This window comes from Rhodopseudomonas palustris HaA2, assembly GCF_000013365.1.
GTDB lineage: Bacteria > Pseudomonadota > Alphaproteobacteria > Rhizobiales > Xanthobacteraceae > Rhodopseudomonas > Rhodopseudomonas palustris_J.
Window position 1 is genome coordinate 1160450 of the sequence record NC_007778.1, and the last position, 20661, is coordinate 1181110.

Annotated in this window: 17 protein-coding genes; 11 read left to right on the plus strand and 6 right to left on the minus strand. The window is 67.2% G+C overall.

What is annotated here, in order from left to right; translation table 11 throughout:
- Positions 1-229 precede the first annotated feature (229 nt).
- Entirely contained in the window at positions 230-1213 is a 984-nt protein-coding gene (gene galE, locus RPB_RS05125) for a UDP-glucose 4-epimerase GalE (RefSeq protein WP_011439911.1), read from the minus strand.
- Positions 1214-1253: 40 nt separating this feature from the next.
- Positions 1254-2495, minus strand: a complete 1242-nt coding sequence (locus RPB_RS05130; protein ID WP_011439912.1) for an O-antigen ligase family protein — start codon at positions 2493-2495, stop codon at positions 1254-1256.
- Between the two features lie 249 nt (positions 2496-2744).
- Here RPB_RS05130 and RPB_RS05135 point away from each other — a divergent pair, with 249 nt between their 5' ends.
- The gene (locus tag RPB_RS05135; protein ID WP_011439913.1) at positions 2745-3710 is read left to right on the plus strand and encodes a S1C family serine protease; all 966 of its coding nucleotides are present in this window, start codon (positions 2745-2747) and stop codon (positions 3708-3710) included.
- Positions 3711-3716: 6 nt separating this feature from the next.
- On the opposite strand, the gene RPB_RS05140 is transcribed toward RPB_RS05135, so the two are convergent.
- On the minus strand, positions 3717-4805 hold the full coding sequence (locus tag RPB_RS05140; protein WP_011439914.1) for a BMP family ABC transporter substrate-binding protein: 1089 nt from the start codon (positions 4803-4805) through the stop codon (positions 3717-3719).
- Between the two features lie 140 nt (positions 4806-4945).
- Between RPB_RS05140 and RPB_RS05145 the strand changes: the two genes are divergently transcribed.
- From RPB_RS05145 to RPB_RS05165, 5 genes are all read left to right on the plus strand, one after another.
- Positions 4946-5230 (plus strand): hypothetical protein, encoded by a 285-nt coding sequence (locus RPB_RS05145; protein WP_011439915.1) that lies wholly within the window; start codon positions 4946-4948, stop codon positions 5228-5230.
- Between the two features lie 67 nt (positions 5231-5297).
- Positions 5298-5999 carry a cysteine hydrolase family protein gene (locus tag RPB_RS05150; RefSeq protein WP_011439916.1) on the plus strand — a complete coding sequence of 234 codons (702 nt, stop codon included), beginning with the start codon at positions 5298-5300 and terminating at the stop codon, positions 5997-5999.
- A gap of 80 nt (positions 6000-6079) precedes the next feature.
- A complete protein-coding gene (locus RPB_RS05155) occupies positions 6080-6571 on the plus strand; it encodes a hypothetical protein (protein ID WP_011439917.1) in 492 nt (163 codons plus the stop codon).
- A 597-nt stretch (positions 6572-7168) separates the two neighbouring features.
- A complete protein-coding gene (locus RPB_RS05160) occupies positions 7169-8674 on the plus strand; it encodes a Do family serine endopeptidase (RefSeq protein WP_049824735.1) in 1506 nt (501 codons plus the stop codon).
- A 252-nt stretch (positions 8675-8926) separates the two neighbouring features.
- Positions 8927-10234 (plus strand): DUF2254 domain-containing protein, encoded by a 1308-nt coding sequence (locus tag RPB_RS05165; protein ID WP_011439919.1) that lies wholly within the window; start codon positions 8927-8929, stop codon positions 10232-10234.
- Positions 10235-10247: 13 nt separating this feature from the next.
- Here the strand turns inward: RPB_RS05165 and RPB_RS05170 are convergent, their stop codons facing one another.
- Positions 10248-12464, minus strand: coding sequence for an alpha,alpha-trehalose-phosphate synthase (UDP-forming) (locus tag RPB_RS05170; RefSeq protein WP_011439920.1), 2217 nt, complete (start codon positions 12462-12464; stop codon positions 10248-10250).
- A gap of 220 nt (positions 12465-12684) precedes the next feature.
- On the opposite strand from RPB_RS05170, the gene RPB_RS05175 reads away from it, so the two are divergent.
- Positions 12685-13104: a BA14K family protein gene (locus tag RPB_RS05175; protein ID WP_041798568.1), complete on the plus strand. Its 420-nt coding sequence runs from the start codon at positions 12685-12687 to the stop codon at positions 13102-13104.
- Positions 13105-13177: 73 nt separating this feature from the next.
- Here RPB_RS05175 and RPB_RS05180 read toward each other — a convergent pair whose 3' ends face one another.
- The gene (locus tag RPB_RS05180; protein ID WP_011439922.1) at positions 13178-14563 is read right to left on the minus strand and encodes a hypothetical protein; all 1386 of its coding nucleotides are present in this window, start codon (positions 14561-14563) and stop codon (positions 13178-13180) included.
- Positions 14564-14930: 367 nt separating this feature from the next.
- Between RPB_RS05180 and RPB_RS05185 the strand changes: the two genes are divergently transcribed.
- From RPB_RS05185 to RPB_RS05200, 4 genes are all read left to right on the plus strand, one after another.
- Complete coding sequence (locus RPB_RS05185; RefSeq protein WP_011439923.1) at positions 14931-15800, plus strand: ADP-polyphosphate phosphotransferase; 870 nt, start codon at positions 14931-14933, stop codon at positions 15798-15800.
- Between the two features lie 124 nt (positions 15801-15924).
- Entirely contained in the window at positions 15925-16686 is a 762-nt protein-coding gene (gene fabI / locus RPB_RS05190; protein WP_011439924.1) for an enoyl-ACP reductase FabI, read from the plus strand.
- Between the two features lie 23 nt (positions 16687-16709).
- Positions 16710-18128, plus strand: coding sequence for a bifunctional enoyl-CoA hydratase/phosphate acetyltransferase (locus RPB_RS05195; protein ID WP_011439925.1), 1419 nt, complete (start codon positions 16710-16712; stop codon positions 18126-18128).
- Positions 18125-19327, plus strand: coding sequence for an acetate/propionate family kinase (locus tag RPB_RS05200; RefSeq protein WP_011439926.1), 1203 nt, complete (start codon positions 18125-18127; stop codon positions 19325-19327). Before RPB_RS05195 ends, RPB_RS05200 begins: the two co-directional genes overlap by 4 nt.
- Here RPB_RS05200 and RPB_RS05205 read toward each other — a convergent pair whose 3' ends face one another.
- Entirely contained in the window at positions 19328-20521 is a 1194-nt protein-coding gene (locus RPB_RS05205) for a GGDEF domain-containing protein (protein WP_049824654.1), read from the minus strand.
- Between the last annotated feature and the right edge of the window lie 140 nt (positions 20522-20661).

The following is a 20661-nucleotide window of genomic DNA, read 5'->3' on the forward strand; positions in this document are numbered from 1 at the left end:
CGCTGCTTGCCGCCGTTTCGAGACGGCGGTTCGATCATTTCGACGAGAACAATTAGCTCATCTTAACGACCATGCAATCGCTGCTTAACCGCTTCCGTTCAACAAGGTAAAACGGTTAACCGCGTTGTGCGAAATCGGCCGATGTTTTCGCCCGGATGTGCCGCGCTGTGACAGCTCTGTGCCGGCATGGCCCGGGGTTCCGGGATGACGCAGCGGCGCGAGCGCGGGCTCAGGCGCCGAGCCGGCGTTCCCAGGCCAGCGCGTGGCGCACGATGGTCTCGAGATCGTCGTAGCGCGGCGTCCAGCCCAGCAGCGTCTTCGCGCGTTCGTTCGCAGCCACCAGCGCGGCGGGATCGCCGGCGCGGCGGCCTTGGAGGCGCACCGGAAAATCGACGCCGGAGACGCGCTTGACCACCTCGATCACCTGCAGCACCGAATAGCCGCTGGCATAGCCGATGTTGCAGGTGACGCTGGGATGGCCGGCGCGCAGATAGCGCAGCGCGTCGAGATGCGCGGCGACGAGATCGGCGACATGGACGTAGTCGCGGATGCAGGAGCCGTCCGCGGTCGGATAGTCGGTGCCGAACACGTCGAGCCCGTCGCGCTTGCCGAGCGCGGCCTGCACGGCGATCTTGATCAGATGCGTGGCGTTCGGCGACGACTGCCCGGCGCGGCCGTCCGGATCGGCGCCGGCGACGTTGAAGTAGCGCAGCGCCGCGTAGCTCAGCGGATGCGCGCGGGCGACGTCGCCGAGCATCCATTCGACCATCAGTTTCGAGCGGCCATAGGGATTGATCGGCTGCGTCGGCTGGTCTTCGCCGATCGGATTGCGATCGGGCTCGCCATACACAGCCGCGGTCGACGAGAACACGACATGCGGAATCCGCCGCTGCACCGCGCAGTCGATCAGCGTGCGGGCGTTGGCGGTGTTGTTGCGATAATAGGCCAGCGGCTGCGCGACCGATTCCGGCACCACCACGCTGGCCGCGAAATGGATGATCGCCGCGATCGGATGGCGATCCATGATGTCGCCGACGAAATCGGAATCGCCGACCGAGCCCTCGAACAGCGGTACGCCCTCCGGAACGGCGCGGCGCAGCCCAGCGGAGAGATCGTCGATCACCAGCGGCCGTTCGCCGGCCGCCTGCAACGCCAGCGTCATATGGCTGCCGATATAGCCGGCGCCGCCGGTGACGAGGATGTAGTTGTCCATATCGGTCTTCCGTGGCTGTGGGCGGCGGCCCGTCGGACGCTCAGGGCCCGGCGTGGCTCTGCAACCGGAGGCGACTGCTCGCAATTGCCACGCCCCAGGTCAAGCCGATCAGCATGAAATAATGCCGCCAGTGATCGGTATCGATAATGAAGCTTTCCAGCAGCGTCACGATCAGCGTCGCCACGATGGCGATGTAGGTGCGCTGCCACGGCGTGCGGACGAAAACGTTGCGCAGCCCGTAGGCGGCGGTGATGAACACCAGGGCCGGATACAGGATGCCGCTGATCCAGCCGCCGGACATGAAGGCGTTGAGGAACGAATTGTGGGTGTCCTCGGGAAAGAACCGCCGGAACTGCAGCGGGCCGATTCCGGTCGGATAGTCCAGCGCCATGCCGGCGCCGAGCAGATGCCGGCCGAACCTCCCGAACCGACCGCTGTCGTAGGGTTGCGAGAAGCTGGCGCGCTCCTTGAACAGCGCGTCGATCCGGTCGAACGACAGCAGCACCGCGATGGCGGCGACCAGCACCAGCCCGGCGATCGCCGCCAGCATCACGATCCGCAATCGCCGCTGCTGCGTCGGCGCGGTGACGAACATCAGCGCGATCATCAGCATCGAGGCGCCGGCGAGCGTGCCCCAGGCGGCGCGCGAGAACGCCAGAAAGATCGCCAGCGCGATGATGCCGAAGGCGATCGCATGGCGCATCGCGCTCCAGAACGAGCCCTCGATCACCCGCTGCAGCGCGTAGACCGCCGGAAAGATCAGGAACGCGCCGAGCACGTTCGGGTCCTTGAAGGTGCCGCGGGCGCGCCCCGCATAGGTCAGCAGGTCCGTGGTGCCGGGGATCAGGTTGAAATAGCCGGCGATGCCGGCCAGCGACGCGATCAGCCCGCCGATCAGATAGCCCTTGGCCAGCGCCTCGATCCGGTCGCCGGTGTGCTCCAGCGTCACCAGCGCGAAGAACATCGCGGTGATCGCCATGTACCAGGAGGTCAGCAGCCAGTTCAGGATGATCGGATCGTCGAGCAGGGAGCTGGCGCCGATCGTGTAGCCGAGTTCGACGCCGATCAAGAGCGCGATCGGCACGATCAGCGCCGGCGTGATCCGCAGGCCGGAGGCGAAGAACACCACGATCGACAGCAGGATCGCGAATTCATACGGGCTCGGCTCGATGAACACGATGGCGCCGCTGGCGCCGACGAACCACAGCAGCGCCAGCTGCAGCGCCCGCAGGCGCGGCGCCGTGGCCGGGGAGGGGGCGGCCGCGATGGCAAAGTCGGTCATGGCTGCAACCTTGCGTCGCCGGCTGGAAGACGTCGTTCATGCGGGCCCTGGCCCGAACGTCATGCGGTGCGATGACGCGGCCGCGCGCAGGGGCTGTCGGCCGCGCGGACAGTTTAGGAAACCGAGATTAACGCTGGATTATCGTGGCCGGGGCGCCGGAAGGCGGGCGCGCGCCGGCGGCGTCGGCTTGCAATTGGCTGCCGGGGTGCCGATATTTCCGGTTGGCTGACGCACCACGGGAGACGCCCGATGCCTTCCTTGCCCGAATGGAACGTGCCGGCCGCGATCCGGCCGCGCGCTGCGGACTTTCCGTTCGATCTCGATCGCACGCTGTCGGCGGTGCTCGGCGTGCACGCGATCATTCCGCCCGACGCCTTCACCGCGAATACGCTCGGCACCGAACGCGCCGGCAACGCCGTGCTGATCGACGACGGCCTGCTGCTGACCATCGGCTATCTGATCACCGAAGCAGAGACCGTCTGGCTGCATCTCGGCGACGGCCGGGCGGTCGAGGGGCACGCGCTCGGCATCGATTCCGACAGCGGCTTCGGCCTGGTGCAGGCGCTCGGCGCGATCGACCTGCCGCCGCTGCGGCTCGGCCATTCGAGCGCGGCCAAGACCGGCGATCGCGTGATCGTCGGCGGCGTCGGCGGACGTATCCGCTCGGTCGCGGGGCGGATCGCGGCGCGGCAGCCCTTCGCCGGCTATTGGGAATATCTGATCGACGACGCGATCTTCACCGAGCCGTCGCACCCGAACTGGGGTGGGGCCGGGCTGATCTCCGCGACCGGCGAACTGATCGGCATCGGCTCGCTGCAGATCGAGCGCAGCGGCAGCGACGAGCACTACAACATGATGGTGCCGATCGATCTCTTGAAGCCGGTGCTCGGCGATCTGCGCAAATTCGGCCGGGTCGACAGACCGCCGCGGCCGTGGCTCGGGCTGTATTCGACCGAGATCGAGGACCGGATCGTCGTGGTCGGGATCGCGCCGAAGGGCCCCGCCGCGCGCGCCGAGCTGAAATCGGGCGATGTCATTCTCGCGGTCGCCGGCGACAAGGTCACGAGCGAGGCGGAATTCTATCGCAAGGTCTGGGCGCTCGGCGCCGCCGGCGTCGAGGTCCCGCTGACGCTGTTCAGCGGCGGCGCCACCTTCGACGTCGTGCTGCATTCGGCGGACCGCGCCAAATTCCTCAAGGGACCGCGGATGCATTGAGCGGCGCTACTTCTCCGGCAGCCTGTCGTCGATTCCCTTGACGAAGACATTCATCCCGAGCACCTGGCCGTCGTCGAGACGGTCGCCGCCCTTGCATTCGACCTCCTTGCCGTCCTGATCGAGGATCGGGCAGGCGAACGGCCTGATGCTACCGTCGATGATGCCGGCTTCGGTGTCGGCCGCGAGCGTCTTCACGTCCTCCGGCATGTTGGTGTACGGCGCCATCAGGATCATCTTGTCCTTCAGCCCGCCCCAGGTGGCGCCCGACGTCCACGCGTTGCCGAGCGCGGCCCGGACGCGGGAGAGATAATACGGCGTCCAGTCGGCGACGATGCCGGTGAGCTGGGCCTTGGGGCCGAGCTTGATCATGTCGGCATTGTGCGCGAAGGCCAGTGCGCCGCGCTCCTGGGCCACCCGCATCGTCGCGGCGCTGTCGGTGCCGTGCATGATCACGTCGGCGCCCTGATCGAGCAGAGCCTTGGCGGCGTCGGCCTCCTTGCCGGGATCGAACCAGGAATTCACCCAGACGATCCGGAGCTTGATGTCCGGGTTGATCTTCTGCGCGGCCAGCATCGTGGCGTTGATATCGGAGACGACTTCCGGCACCGGGAACGACCCGACATAGCCGATCACGCCGGCCTTCGACATCTTCGCGGCGATCGTGCCCTCGATGGTCCGGCCCTCGTAGAACCGGGCCGAATAGGTCGCGACATTGGCCTCGCGCCTTGTCCCGGTGGCGAGTTCGAAGCGCACGCCGGGATATTTCTTCGCGACCTTGATGGTCACATCCATGTAGTCGATCGAGGTGCTGAAGATCAGCCGATTGCCGGCGCGCGCCAGCTGCTCGATCGAGCGCTCGGCCTCCGGACCGGCGCCGACGTTCTCGAGCACGGTGGTCTCGACCTGGTCGCCGAATTCCTTGACGATCGCCTTGCGCGCCTGGTCGTGCTGATAGCTCCAGCCGCCGTCGCCGACCGAGCCGATATAGACGAAGCCGATCTTGAGCCGGGCCGGTTTGTCCTGCGCCGCGGCGCCGGTCGCGCCCGCGCAGCCGGTCGCCAGCATCAGCACCGTCGCCGCAATCGAATATCTCATCGGTCTCTCCCAACGCCGCCCGCCGCCATGTCAAGCATGCGAATACCGTCGAAATCTACCGGAAAACCATCGGCGGTGCGATGCGTCATGCCATCGTCGGCTTCACGCGCTAGCCCGGAGCCTGTAACAAGGAGGTCAGAATGGCTGTCCGGTTGATCATCTTCTGGCTGGTGTTGGCCGCGGGCTTCGGCTGGGGCGCGTGGTTCGTCGCGCGCGCGCCGCGCCGGGCGCTGTGGGTGCGGATCGCCGCCGCCGCCGTGCTGCTGGTGGCCTGCGCCGTGTCGTTTCTGATGTACGGCGCCGATCTGGAAAAGAACCTCGGCTCGGTGATCCTGTATTTCGTGGTGTGGAGCTCGGTGTTCGGCCTGTCGGCCGCCTGCGCCGGCACCATCGTCGGCACGCTGGTGGCGCTGCTGATCGGCTGAACGGCGCTTTCATCCGTCATGTCTGGCGTTCTATGCTGCGATCGATTCCGATCGCGGAGCAACGACGATGGCCGCCACGACTTTCTCAGCCTCGGGCACGATCGACGCCGAGCCGGCGCCGATCGCGCTCGACTGGGTCGCGACCGCGCTCTTGATCATCGACATGCAGCGCGACTTCCTGGAGCCGGGCGGCTTCGGCGAAACGCTGGGCAACGACGTCTCGCGGCTCGGCCGCGCGGTCGGGCCGATCGCCGCGGTGCTGGCCGCGGCGCGGGCGATGGGTCTGCTGGTGGTGCACACCCGCGAGGGCCATCTGCCGGATCTGACCGATGCGCCACCGGCCAAACTCGCACGCGGCGCGCCGTCGCTGCGGATCGGCGATCCCGGGCCGATGGGCCGCATCCTGATCCGCGGCGAGCCGGGGCACGACATCATCCCGGAGTTGTATCCGCGCGACGATGAAATCGTCATCGACAAGCCCGGCAAGGGCGCGTTCTTCGCCACCGAACTCGACGACGTGCTGCAGAAATACGGCATCGAGAATCTGCTGGTCTGTGGCGTCACCACCGAAGTCTGCGTCAACACCACGGTGCGCGAGGCCAATGATCGCGGCTATCGCTGCGTGGTGATCGGCGACGGCTGCGCGTCGTATTTTCCGGACTTCCATGATGCCGGGCTCGCGATGATCAAGGCGCAGGGCGGCATCTTCGGCTGGGTTGCGGACTCCGCCGCGGTACTCGCCGCGATGGCGCCGATCGTGGACGATTGAGCGATCACCGGCAGTTGACGAAACCGGAACGGTCCTGCGCGGTTGTTTCCTTCGGCGTTCGCACTGAAAGGAACCAACATATGAGAACTCATTCCGCTGCGCGGCTTCTGTCCGTTGTCGTACTGTCGGGCTCGTTTGCGATGCTCTCCACCACGAGCTTTGCGGCCGGCGCGTTCGACGGCATGGCCGGCTATTGGAACGGCAGCGGCAAGGTCGAACTGTCCGATGGTTCGACCGAGCGCATTCGCTGTCGCGCCTCCTACGCGGTGGCGGGCGAGGGGCGCCTGCTGCAACAAACCCTGGTGTGCGCGAGCACGAGTGCCAAGTTCGACATCACCAGCCATGTCGAGGAGAACGGCGGCCGGATCACCGGCACATGGACGGAAGCGAGCCGCAACGCCAACGGCCAGGTCACCGGCACCGCCCGCGGCGGGCGCGTCGACGCGCAGGTCGCAGGCCCGGGCTTCTCGGCGTCGCTGTCGGTGGCGACCCGCGGTGCATCGCAATCTGTCTCGATCGTGCCGCAAGGCACCAATGTGCGCAACGTCTCGGTGTCGCTGAAGAAGCGCTGAGCGGAGCAAGTCCATCGCTGACGTTCGTCATAAGGCCATGATGAAGTAAGCGGATGACGCGTCACCGGCGAAATAGCGCGGCTTTGCTTCTGATGGAATCAGAGCCGGCGATCCGACTGCCGCCGTCATCCTGAGGTGCCCGCTGGGCCGCGCTGTGCGCGGCGCGGCGGGCCTCGAAGGATGGGCCGCAGGTGCCCTTCGCCGCATCCTTCGAGGCGCGCTACGCGCGCACCTCAGGATGACGACTCTGCACGCGAGAAGGTCGCGCCGCTTCAATCAATCGATGAAGCGCTTTAGTCCGCGTTGACGCGTCTCTCTTCCTTCTTCATCTCTCTGTTTGCCCTTTTCTCTTCATGAAAATTCGGACAGGTCGTTCGCGCGCGCCGCGTCATCGTAGGCGCATCGATCCCGTTTGGCGGTCCTCCCTGTCCAAAGATTAATTCGCCAAACAGCTTCGCGTAATGTCGGTCAACTATATTCCAGCGAGTAGTTCACGCCCCGTTCACCACTCACTGGAGCCTCGCCATGAATCAGAACAAGACGGATCGCAACGACATCGACGACACCCCGAAATCCGAGGCGCAACTACGCCGGATCATGAGGCCGCGGCGCTTTGCTCTGCTGGCGTCCGCCGCAGCGCTGAGCGCCGCGCTGGTCACCGGCGGATATATGACGCACGAGTTTCCGTCGTTCGCGTCGCCCGCGCTCGCGGCCGAAGCGGCTGCGCCGACCGGCATGCCTTCCGGCTTCGGCGATCTCGTCAGCAAGGTGAAGCCGGCGGTGATCTCGGTGCGCGTCAAGATCGACGAGGACAGCCGCACCACGCCGCTGATCCGCAACGACGACAGCGACGACAATGCCAATCCGGGGATGGGCGACGATCAGTTGCGTCCGTTCCTCAAGCAGTTCGGCTTCCGCGGCGAAGGCGCCATGCCGAAGCGGCACGAGATGATCACCGGCGAGGGCTCCGGCTTCTTCATCTCGCCGGACGGCTACGCGGTCACCAACTATCACGTCGTCGATCACGCCAAGTCGGTGCAGGTCACGACCGATGACGGCGCCGTCCACACCGCCAAGGTCGTCGGCACCGACAAGAAGACCGATCTGGCGCTGATCAAGGTCGACGGCAAGAGCGACTTCACTTACGTGAAATTCGCCGATCAGCCGGCGCGGGTCGGCGACTGGGTGGTGGCGGTCGGCAATCCGTTCGGCCTCGGCGGCACCGTCACGGCCGGCATCGTCTCGGCGCGCGGCCGCGACATCGGCTCCGGTCCCTATGACGACTACGTCCAGATCGACGCGCCGATCAACAAGGGCAATTCCGGCGGCCCGGCGTTCGACACCAGCGGCAACGTCATCGGCGTCAACACCGCGATCTATTCGCCCTCCGGCGGCTCGGTCGGCATCGGCTTCGACATTCCGGCGGCGACCGCCAAGCTCGTCATCGCGCAGTTGAAGGACAAGGGCGTGGTGACGCGCGGTTGGCTCGGCGTGCAGGTGCAGCCGGTGACCGCCGAGATCGCCGACAGCATGGGGCTGAAGCAGGCCCGCGGCGCGCTGGTCGACAGCCCGCAGGACGGCAGCCCGGCCGCCAAGGCGGGGATCGCCGCCGGCGACGTCATCACCGCGGTCAATGGCGCGGAGATCAAGGACTCGCGCGCGCTGGCGCGGACCATCAGCATGATGGCGCCGGGCAGCGCGGTGAAGCTCGACGTGCTGCACAAGGGTGACAGCAAGACTGTGACGCTCAGCCTGGCGGAGATGCCGAACGAGAGCGCGAAAGTCGCCGACAGCGGCGATGCCGGGCGCGAGTCCGGCCGGCCCTATCTCGGCCTGCGCGTCGCGCCGGCCAGCGAGGTTGGCGACTCCGGCCAGAAGGGCGTCGTCGTCACCGGCGTCGACCCCGAAGGCCCGGCGGCCGATCGCGGGCTGCGCAGCGGCGACGTCATCCTCGACGTCGGCGGCAAGCCGGTCGCCAATTCCGGCGACGTCCGCGACGCGCTGAAGCAGGCCAGCGAGCACGGCAAGAAGACCGTGCTGATGCGGGTCAAGACCGCGGATTCCGCCGCGCGCTTCGTCGCGGTGCCGATCGCCAAAGGCTGATCGAACTCCGCATCGCCGATACGCCGAGGGCGGCCGCGAGGCCGCCCTTTGTGCGTGCTGCACGCCCGATGCGACGCCGAGCGGCCACGGTGCTGTCAGCGCCGTCGGGCGCCTGCGATCCGGCGATGGAACTTTTCGTCGGGCGGTCACTTGGTTGGTTCCGAAATCGATGTCGCGGCCTGGCTGCTGGTGGGCCGGTCGGCACTCTCTGATCGACGCGACCGAGATCCAGCCGACCCGACGGAATTCGCCGTGAACGCACGTCTCCGCAAACTCTACGACGATCTGTCCGACACGTTCTGGCTGGTTCCGGCGCTGCTGGTGCTGCTCGGCACGGTCGCGGCGTTCGGCATGATCGAGATCGATCGCAGCGGCACGGTGCCGGCCTGGCTGCTGGAGAACTGGCTCTACAACGGCGGCGCCACCGGCGCCCGCACGCTGCTCGGCGCGGTGGCGTCGTCGACCATCGGCGTCGCCGGCACGGTGTTCTCGATCACCATCGCGGCGCTGTCGCTGGCCGCGGGGCAGATGGGGCCGCGGCTGCTGCGCAACTTCACCCGCGACCGCGGCAACCAGATCACGCTCGGCATCTTCCTCGGCACGTTCTGCTACGCGCTGATCGTGCTGCGCAGCGTCCGCACCGCCGACGAGGGCGCCTTCGTGCCGCATCTCGCGCTCGGCGTCGGCATCGCGCTGGGCTTCATCTGCGTCGCCACGCTGGTGTATTTCGTCGATCACATGGCGAGCCGGATCAATGTCGACACCGTGATCGGGCTGGTCAGCGACGACGTCCGCCGCGTGATGCGCGGACTGACCGACGACGCCCCGCAGCCGGAGCCGCCGCCGCCGGCGCATTGGCGCGACGCCGAGCCGATCCGCGACGCGCGCGCCGGCTATCTGCATCATCTCGACGAGAACGGGTTGGCGAGTTGGGCGTGCGAGCACGAGACGGAAATCCGGCTGCTGGTCCGCCCCGGCGACTACGTCTTTCCCGGCGCGCCGATCGCGCTGATCAAGCCGCCGCGCGACGGCGCGGAAGAGGCCGTCCGCGACGCGACGGCGCTCAGCCCGACGCTGACCTCGTCGGACGATCTGCGCTTCGCGATCCGGCAATTGGTCGAGGTCGCGGTGCGGGCGCTGTCGCCGGGCATCAACGACCCGCACACCGCGCTCAGCGTGCTCAACCGGCTCGGCGCCGCGCTGTGCGACATGCAGCCGGTGCGCATGAAGAGCGGCGTCGTGGTCAAACAGGGCCGCCTCGCGCTGGTGGTGCCGCATCTGCAATACGACGAGCTGGTCGACGCGATGTTGCACATGATCCGGCAGAACGCCGCCGGCAAGCCCGCGGTGCTGATCGGAATGCTCGAGGTGCTGACGCAGGTGGCGAGCGTCGAGCGCGATCCGCCGCGGCTCTCCAGCGTGCGTCGGCACGCCGACCTGGTGATGGGTGACGCCGAGCGCGACGTCCGCGGGCCGGACGATCTGGCCGACGTGCGCGCGCGGTATTGGGCGTTCGTCGACATGGCCGAACACGGCCCGCTCGGCCCGTTCAAGCTGTAGCGCCGCGGTCCGCTCAGCCCTCGGCGAGATCGAGAATGCGCTGGCGGCGGCGGCTGGTGGCGGCGTCGATCAGCATCCGGCCGGCCCAGCGATACACGTTCCACTCGCGGATCTGCTGACGCATCGCGCGCATCCGCTCCTGCTGTTCGTGCTCCGGCATCCGCAGCGCGGTGTCGAGCGCGGTCGCGGTTTCGTGGACGTGATACGGATTGACGATCAGCGCCTCGGACAGTTCGCGCGAGGCGCCGGTGAAGCTCGACAGCACCAGCACGCCGCGCTCGTCGTCGCGGGCGGCGGCGAATTCCTTGGCGACGAGGTTCATGCCGTCGTGCAGGCTGCTGACGATGCAGACGTCGGCGGCGCGGAACAGCTTGAACACCTCGCGCGCGCTGTGATGCCGGATCAGCAGCACGATCGGCTTGTAGCCGTCCGATCCGTGCCGCCGGTTGATGTCGTCGGCGAGCGCCACCGCGTCGTCCTGCAGCGTGCTGTAGCTCGACAATTTGCTGCGCGTCGGCGCCGCGACCTGGACGAACACCAGCTGGCGTTTCCATTGCGGCTGCCGCGTCAGCAGATCGTCGACCGCCTTCATGCGGTCGAGAATCCCCTTGGTGTAGTCGAAGCGCTCGATGCCGACCGCGATCCTGACGTCGGCGGCGAGCCCGAGCGCCTCGCGCACCTCGCGGCGGCAGGTTTCGACCGGCGGCTGGCCGTCCAGCGCCGCCGGCGGCCATTCGATCGAGATCGGATAGGCCCGCACCATGGTTTCGTGGCCCGACAGCGTCACGGTGGCGTGCTCGCGGTCGATCCGGCTCTCGACGAAGCGATCGACGGTCTCGAAGAAATTGTTGCAGTGGAACTGGGTGTGGAAGCCGAGGATGGTGGAGCCGAGCAGGCCGTCGATGATCTGCTCCTTCCACGGACAGATGCTGAAGGTCTCGGCGTTCGGCCACGGGATGTGCCAGAAGGTGATGATGGTCGCCTTCGGTAGACGATCGCGGATCATCCGCGGCGCCAGCGCGAAGTGATAGTCCTGCACCAGCACGATCGGGTTGTCGGTCTTCGCCTCCTCGACGACGGCGGCGGCGAAGCGCTCGTTGATCCGCTGATAGGCCTTCCAGTCGGATTCCCGGAACGTCGGCCGTACGAAGGCGATATGGCACAGCGGCCACATGCCCTCATTGGCGAAGCCGTAATAGAAGCCGTCCTGTTCCTCGTCGGTGATCCAGATCCGGCGCAGCCTGTAGGACGGATGATCCGGCGGCACCTCGATGCGGTCGTGGGAATCCACCGTGTCGCGGTCGGCATTGCCGCTGCCGTGCGCGATCCAGGTGCCGCCGCAGGCGCGCATCACAGGTTCCAGCGCCGACACCAGGCCGCTCGCCGGGATCTGCACCTCGGTGCGGTCGCCGTCGCGATTGTGGATGTAGGGCTCGCGGTTGGAGACGATCAGCACTTCGGCGTCCGGCAGGGTCGAATGCAGCAATTGCTGCAGCGTCGCCGGCGACCAGTCGATCTGCGCCGAACTGATCGAATGGCGGCCGGTTTCGACTTCGCTCAGCAGTTTCTTGATCTGCAGGTCGATCGCCGACGGGTCGCGTTGCCGCAATGGCGGCGCCGCGCCGGAACGCACGTCGTCGACCGCCCGCCGCAGCGCCGCCATCCAGCCGCGCAGCACCATCACGACGATGATCGCCGCGGTGCCGGCGATCATCAGCGCCACGCCGACCAGCGCCGCGATCATGAAGCCCTGTGCCTCGCTGGAGCGGACGTCGACGAAGCTGAGATCGTGCAGGATGACCAGATAGGATTTGCGCGCGCGATCGACGATCGGGAACGCGCCGACCATCACCCGGCGGCCATCGATCACGATGGTCGAGAAACTCTCGCCCTCGGAGCGGGCCACCTTCTCGCAGGAAAACGTCGCCGGCATCAACCGGGTCGGCGCGATCAGCTGGCCCTGACTGCTGCACAGGCCGACCGCGAGAATGCGCTGATCGAGCGCGACCGCCTCGAAACTCACCGAGAGCTGCACGACGTTGTCGTCGGCCATCGCGCCGACGATCTGACCCTGGATCGCGTTGTAGACCAGCCGCGAGCGGCCCTCGACGTCGCTGCGCGACCATTGCTCGACGACGCGTTTGGAAAACGGCGCGATCGCCAATCCGAGCAGCAGAATCACCAGCAGGCCGAGGCCGAGATATTTCAGAGCTGCCATGTAGCGCGGCATCGACCGAAGTTCCCCCATGCGACCCGCTGCTGTTTACACGACGCGGTCGGTCGCGTCAGTCGTGAATGCTTCACATCGAGCGCAGCATCCGGGTTCCAGTCAGATGTTCGTACGATGGGGCACAATGCGGGCGAATTGTCGCCGCGGGCGGGGAAAAGCGGAACGTCGCGGAGGGGCGGCCGTTAGCTAGGCAGACAGCACACAAGGAGAGAATTCGATGATGAAGATGACTCACATGCTGCCGGCCATGGCGCTGATCGCTGGATCGCTGGCGGTCGCCACGGTTCCGGCTGCGGCCGCGCCGCTGATGGCCGGTGTCCAGCCCACCGTGGCGGCGCCGAATGTCGAGCAGGTGCAGTACCGCGGTCATCGCGGCGGCTGGCACGGCGGCCCGCGCTATGGCCACCGCGGCTATGGCTATGGTCATCGCGGCTACGGTCACCGCGGTTATGGTTACGGGGCCGGCGCGGCGCTCGGCGGCCTCGCCGCCGGCGCGATCATCGGCGGCGCGATCGCCAACAGCCAGGCGCAGGCGGCGCAGGGCGACGCGGTGGCGTATTGCTCGCAGCGCTTCAAGTCCTACGACCCGGCGTCGGGCACCTATCTGGGCTACGACGGCAACCGGCATTCCTGCCCGTAACGGCAGGGCTTCCCCAAATCGATCAGCCGCTCGGGATCTCCCGGGCGGCTTTTTGATGAGCGGAGATCGGTGATCAGTCCGTTGCTTCGTCGCCGTGGGTGTTGCGGCCGTCGACGAAGTATTTGATCGCGGCGATCAGTACCACGAAGGTGGCGATCCAGACGATCCGTGCGCCGTAGCGATCGTGCGGGCCACTGATCACGCCGCAGATCAGCGCATTGCCGAGCAGCGCGGTGGCGACGAAGCCGGCGAGCAGCGAGACGTCATCGAGTTCGCGACGCCAAGCCGCGCGGCCGAGGATCACCAGCAGCAGCGCCATCGAGCCGAGCGCCACCGGAATGTGCACCCAGTTCATCGCGTTGAAATTGATGTCCCAATGCTGCTGCCGCGCTGCGCGCATCGTCGCCGCCTGGTCGGGCAGATAGCGCTCGATGATGCCGTAAGTATGCGGCAGCCAGCCGTTCGTGCCTTCGCCGGTGCCGACATGCACGAGCTGGTCCCAGGTCGCCTTGGCGGCGGCCTTGGCCTGCATCCACGGATAGGCTTTCACCGCCTCGCGCGAGATGAACTCCATTTCGCCGCTCAGCCCCTCGAAGCGGCCGAGCTTGTCGAACATGTTGTTGCCGCCCCACAGGAAGTCGTCGCCGGTCGGCGGCAGCTCGTTCTTGTAGGGGCAGAGCTTGAGCTTCACGGTGGCGCAGTGATCGTCGAGATAGCGCTTGACGATGCCGTCCTGCAGCATCCGGCCGAACGCGACGCTGGAGCCGCCGGGCGTCCACGCCACGGTGCCGGACAGCGCGTAGTTGCTGGCGAGCAGCAGCAGCGAGCCGGCGACGACCGTCATGCTGCCCTGCATCAGACCCATCGCCGACAGCCGGCCGCGTAGCAACGGCAGCAGCAGCCAGCCGGCGCAGCACAGCCCCGCCAGCACGCCGAGCGTGGCGCTGTGGGTGGCGGCGGCGAAGGCGGCGAAGGCGATCAGCAGCCCTTTCTCGAGTCCCGACGTGCGGTCGCGGCAGGCCATCAGCAGGAACAGCGCCAGCACCGCGAGACCGGCGAAGATATCGGTCAGCAACATGCTGGTGATCCACGGCAGCGCCGTGGTGGCAACCAGCGCGACGCCGATCGCGGCCAGCCGGAACGGCCGGGTGATGCCGAACACCCGCAGCGTCAGCTGCAGGATCCACAGCGTGACGATCGCCTGGAAACCGAGGTTGAGCCAGAACTGCGAGGATTCGCCGAGATGCAGATAGAGGCCGTAGGTGGTCGACCGGCTCGGCACCAGATAGCCTTCGTACCAGCGGGCCAGATAGCCGCCGGTATCGTACTGGAGTAGCGGGTAGCCGTTCCACAAAGCGGGCGCGAGCAGCAGCAGCGGCAACGCGAACATCGCGATCCGCGCCGAGGTGGTGCGGCGCGACTGTGCGGCGAGAAGCTTGGTCTGAACGGACGTTTCCATGTCGGTGAGTATCTTGTCAGCCGTTGAGGGCGGCGATTGCTCGGCTGGTGGCGGCAGGCGCGTCGCTGTGGCCCTGGCGTGGGGCCCTCGCTCGCTGCACCATACCGGTTCCCGCTGATCTCACAAGATGGGCGTGATCAGCAAGCCTAGCGGTTCGGCCGGACATTGCGTCAAATTGCGGTCGCTTTGTGTCCGGTCCGCGCGCCAGACGGCTCCCTGATCAGACCAAACGTGTATACGTTACCGATGATGAACGAAGGCTGACTATTGTGGCCGCCGCCGGGCCGGTGCCCGGCTGGGTTGCAGGCGATTGCGGGCCACCGGATGCGCCTGGCGGGGGCCGGATCCGGGAGCTGAAAGGACGGAAATGAAAATCAAGACCAAGCAGTTTCGCGTCGAGGAAGGCACCAAGGTCGTCCTCGATCAATGGCCCACGCAGGTCGAGCCGTTCTACGAATCCAAGGAAAACTACCAGGAAATGCTGCGTAGCCACGTGGTGCGGCTGGCCGAGCAACAGAAGCTGCTCTACGCCAGCAACCGCCATGCGATCCTGCTGATCTTCCAGGCGATGGACGCGGCCGGCAAGGACGGCGCGATCCAGCACGTGATGTCCGGGGTCAATCCGCAAGGCTGCCAGGTGTTCAGCTTCAAGCATCCGAGCCCCGCCGAGCTGAAGCACGACTTCCTGTGGCGGACCACGCGGGATCTGCCGGAGCGCGGCCGGATCGGCATCTTCAACCGCTCTTATTACGAGGAGGTGCTGATCGTCCGCGTCCACCCGAATATTCTGCTGAGCGAGGCTGTGCCGAACGGCACCAATTTCGGCAAGCAGTTCTGGCACAAACGCTATCGTTCGATCCGCGATCTCGAGCAGCATCTGCACGCCAACGGCACGCGGATCGTTAAATTCTTCCTGCATCTGTCGAAGGAGGAGCAGCGCAAGCGCTTCTTGGCGCGGATCGACGAGCCGGACAAGAACTGGAAGTTCAGCGTCGCCGATATCGAGGAGCGCAAGTACTGGGACGACTACATGGACGCCTATGCGCATTGCCTCAGCGAAACCAGCTCCGAGGATGCGCCCTGGTATGTGGTGCCGGCCGACGACAAGCAGAACACCCGACTGATCGTGTCGCAGGTCATTCTGGAAACGATCGAAGCGCTGAAGATGTCGTATCCCGAGACCTCGCCGGCGCGGCGCAAGGAACTGCTGAAATTGCGGCGTCAATTGCTGAAATAGCCCGCACGCCGGTGGTCTTGCTGCGGCTGCGACATCTCACCATTGATCGATGGTCGAAGCGCGCCGGTCACGCCAATGACACACCGGCCGGGTTAGGGAGTCGCCGTAACGCGGTAGGGTGAGAATGACGCTGCAAGGTAAAAAGGGACTGGTGGTCGGGATCGCCAATGCGGAGAGCATCGCCTTCGGCTGCGCCCGGGCTTTCCGCGACGCCGGCGCAGAGCTGGCCGTCACCTATCTCAACGACAAGGCGAAGCCGCATGTCGGGCCGCTCGCCGAACAGTTGCAAAGCCCGATCGTGCTGCCCTGCGATGTCCGCGAGCCGGGCCAGCTCGAGGCGGTGTTCGCGCAGATCGGCGAGACCTGGGGCCGGCTCGACTTCCTGCTGCATTCGATCGCCTTCGCCCCGAAGGAGGATCTGCACGGAAGGGTGGTGGATTGCTCGCAGGCCGGCTTTGCGATGGCGATGGACGTGTCCTGCCATTCCTTCATCCGGATGGCGAAGCTCGCCGAGCCGCTGATGCGGGACGGCGGCTGTCTGTTGACGGTCACGTTCTACGGCTCCGAGAAGGTGGTCGAGGACTACAATCTGATGGGGCCGGTGAAGGCCGCGCTGGAAAGCTCGGTGCGCTACATGGCGGCCGAACTGGCGGTGAAGCGCATCCGAGTCCACGCGCTGTCGCCGGGGCCGCTGAAGACCCGCGCCGCCTCCGGCATCGCCCGCTTCGACGAGTTGATGGAGCGCACCCGCGCCCGCGCCCCGGCGCACCAGCTCGTCGGCATCGACGACGTCGGCCAGGTCGCGACCTTCCTGGTCGGCGACGGCGCCCGCGCGCTCACCGGCAACATCGAATACATCGACGCCGGATATCACGTCGTCGGCTGACCGTCCGGACGCCTGGAGACATCATGGAGCAGATTCGAAATCGCACCTTCGACGAGATCGCGGTGGGCGACACCGCGAGCCTGGTGCGGACGCTGACCTATCGCGATATCGAAGTGTTCGCGGTGATGTCGGGCGACGTCAATCCGATGCATGTCGACGCCGCCTTCGCCAAGAGCGACCACTTCCATCAGGTGGTGGCGCACGGCATGTGGGGCGGATCGCTGATCTCGACGCTGCTCGGCACGCAATTGCCCGGCCCCGGCACGATCTATCTCGACCAGTCGCTGCGCTTCCTCCGCCCGGTGCTGCTCGGCGACACCGTCACCGTCTGCGTCAAGGTCAAGGAAAAGAACGACGCCAAGAAGCGGCTGCTGCTGGATTGCCGCGCCACCAACCAGAACGGCGAGGAGGTGATTGTCGGCCTCGCCGAAGTGATCGCCCCGGTCGAGAAGATCTCGCGCCCGCGCGTGCAATTGCCCGAGCTCGATCTGCACCCGGCGGCGCGGCGGCACGAGCGGCTGATCGAGATGGCGCAGGGGCTGCAGCCGCTGCGGGTCGCGGTGGTGCACCCGGTCGATACGCCGTCGCTGCTCGGCGCCGTCGAGGCGGCGCGCGAAGGGCTGATCGTGCCGGTGCTGGTCGGGCCCGCCGCGCGGATACGCGCCGCCGCGGTGCAGGCCGATCTCGACCTGTCGTCTTTCGAGATCGTCGCCACCGAGCACAGCGACGCCGCGGCCGCCGAAGCCGTGGCGATGGCGCGCGCCGGCAAGGTCGAGGCGCTGATGAAGGGCGCGCTGCACACCGACGAGATGATGCGCGCGGTGGTCGATCCGGTGCGCGGCCTGCGCACCGCGCGGCGTATCAGCCACGTCTATGCGATCGATGCGCCGGACTATCCGCGGGCGCTGTTCGTCACCGACGCCGCGATCAACATCTATCCGACGCTGACCGACAAGCGCGACATCATCCAGAACGCGATCGACCTGGTGCATGCGCTCGGCATCGCCCAGCCGAAAGTCGCGATCCTGTCGGCGGTCGAGACCGTCACCGAGAGCATCCGCTCGACGCTGGACGCGGCGGCGCTGTGCAAGATGGCCGAGCGCGGCCAGATCACCGGCGGCATTCTCGACGGCCCGCTCGCGTTCGACAATGCGGTGTCGGCCGAATCCGCCAAGACCAAGGGCATCGTCTCGCCGGTCGCCGGCTTCGCCGACATCTTCGTGGTGCCGGACCTCGAGGCCGGCAACATGCTGGCCAAGCAGCTCGAATATCTGGCGCGCGCGCATGTCGCCGGCATCGTGCTCGGCGCGCGGGTGCCGATCGTGCTCACCAGCCGCGCCGACAACACGCTGGCCCGGCTCAGCTCCTGCGCGATCGCCCTGCTGGTCGCGCGCCACAGGACCGCGGCGCTGCCCAGCGTGTCGTCCGGGGGCGCCGAATGAACGACATGATGCTGGTGCTGAATGCCGGCTCGTCGAGCGTCAAATTCGCCTTGTACGAGGCGCACACCGAGCCGACGCAGGACTGCCTGATCTGCGAGGGCGGCATCGGCAGCCTCGGCCATCGCCCGCACCACAAGGTGGTCGATCGCCACGGCGCGACCGTCCACGACGCCTATCTGGCCGACGGCGCCGGCCATGAGGAGGCGATCCGAACCCTGATGGGCTGGATCGCGCAACGCTTTCCCGAACGGCGGCTCGCCGCGGCGGGGCACCGCGTGGTGCATGGCGGCGATCTGTTCGACGCGCCGGTGCGCGTCGATGCCGGCGTGATCGAGCGGCTGCGCGGCTTCATTCCGTTGGCGCCGCTGCATCAGCCGCACAGCATCGCGGCGATCGAGTCGCTGGCGAGACTGGATCCCCGGCTGCCGCAGATCGTCTGTTTCGACACAGCGTTCCACCACGGATTGCCGCCGCTCGCCACCTGGTTCGCGCTGCCGCGCGATCTGATTGCGCAGGGCATCCGCCGCTACGGCTTTCACGGCGTGTCCTACGAATACATCGCCAGCGCGCTGCCGGGCGTGGCCGGGGCGGCGGTCGCCGAGGGCCGCGTCGTGGTCGCGCATCTCGGCGGCGGCGCCAGCATGTGCGCGATGCGGGCGCGCAAGAGCGTGGCGACGACGATGGGTTTCACCGCGCTCGACGGCCTGATGATGGGCAGTCGCACCGGCGTGCTCGATCCCGGCGTGGTGCTGTATCTGCTGGAGCAGAAGGGCATGACGCCCGCCGAGATCAGCGATCTGCTGTATCGCAAATCGGGCCTGCTCGGCGTCTCCGGCATCAGCGACGACATGCGGACGCTGCTGGCCAGCGATGATCCGCATGCCGAGGAAGCGGTCGCGTTGTTCGTCTATCGCATCGGCCGCGAGCTCGGCTCGCTCGCCGCCGCGCTCGGCGGGCTCGACGCGCTGGTATTCACCGCCGGCATCGGCGAGCGCTCCGCCGAGATCCGCAAGCGGGTGTGCGCCCAGGCGGCGTGGCTCGGCGTCACGCTCGACGCCGCCGCCAATGCGCACGCTGCGGGCGCCGCGCGCATCAGCATCGCCGACAGCAAGGTCTCGGTCTGGGTGATCCCGACCGACGAGGACCTGATGATCGCCCGCCACGTCTGGCGGCTGGTCGAAGGCGACCGGGCGGCCTGATCAGGCGTGGAATTGCAGCGGCTGCGGCGCTCCGCGCGTCGGCTCTGCGCCGTCCGGCACATCCGGCGCGAGCGGAGCGGCGTCGCGTGCGGCTGCAGCGCCCGATGTTCGCCCGGAGCGGTTGCGTTTGACCGCGTACAGCGCCGCGTCCGCCTTGGCGAGCAGATCGTCGAGGCTGGTGCCGTCGTCGGGCGCGATCGCGGTGCCGAGGCTGGCGCCCAGCGTGATGCTGTGGCCGTCGATCGCATAGGGGGCGGACAGCGTCTCGACGATGCGGCGGCACAGCCGTTCGACGTCGCGGCGGTCGGAGACGTCGGCCTGGATCACGACGAATTCGTCGCCGCCGATCCGGGCGGCGAGGTCGTGCTCCCGCAACAGTCCGGTCAGCCGTGTCGCGACCATCCGGAGCAATTCGTCGCCCGTGGCGTGGCCGAACCGGTCGTTGGCCTCCTTGAAGAAATCCAGATCGACGCCGATCACGGCGAAGCCTTCCTTGTGCCGCCGCAGCCGGGCCGCGGTCTCTTCGAAATGCTCGGCGAGGCGCAGCCGGTTCGGCAGTTTGGTGAGCACGTCGGCGCGGGCCAGATGCGCGGCCTCGGCGCGCAACGTCAATTGCTCCCGGGTGGTGTCGTGGATGTAGACGATCAGCTCGAAGCCGCCGAAGAAGAAGATCAGGAACAGCAGCGCCTGCGCGGCGTGCATCAGATCGAAATTCCACAATGCCGCCGACACCGCCGGGATGACGGAGACGCCGAGGCTGGCTTTGACGATCCATGGACGGATCGAAAAGCGCGTCGTCGTCCCGGCGCAGTAGCCGAACACGAGCCCGCCGGCGACCATATGGGCGGTCAGATCGGGCAGCAGGAAGCAGCGCACCGCAAAGCCGCCGACACAGACGCCGGTGGCGATCACGCCGATGGCGAGGCGCCGCTCCCACACTTTGGCGGAGGCGAGATCGAGCGGCCGGCGCTGCACGGTGCGATCGAAGGCGACGCACAGCGCGAGCCGCCCGACCGTCACCAGCATGCCGATGATGCCGATCGCCGGGGCGACGAGATCGCCGGTCTGCCGGCCGACGGCCAGCCCCACCATCAGGATCGCGGCGCCGACCACCGCGATGGGCCAGCGCGCCGTGTACAGCAGTCGAACGAATTCGATGTAGACGGTGTTCGCGACCTTGCTGCTCAGCGTCATCTTGATCTCGAGGCGGCGCCGCGTCGCGCTCGGGTGAACGTTTCGCGGTTCTTCAGTACCTGTTGCGAGCAAGACCTATTCGACGAAAGCTGAATCCCCGGTGAAGTCCGATGCGCGTGCCGAAAAGTGGTGAATCGCCG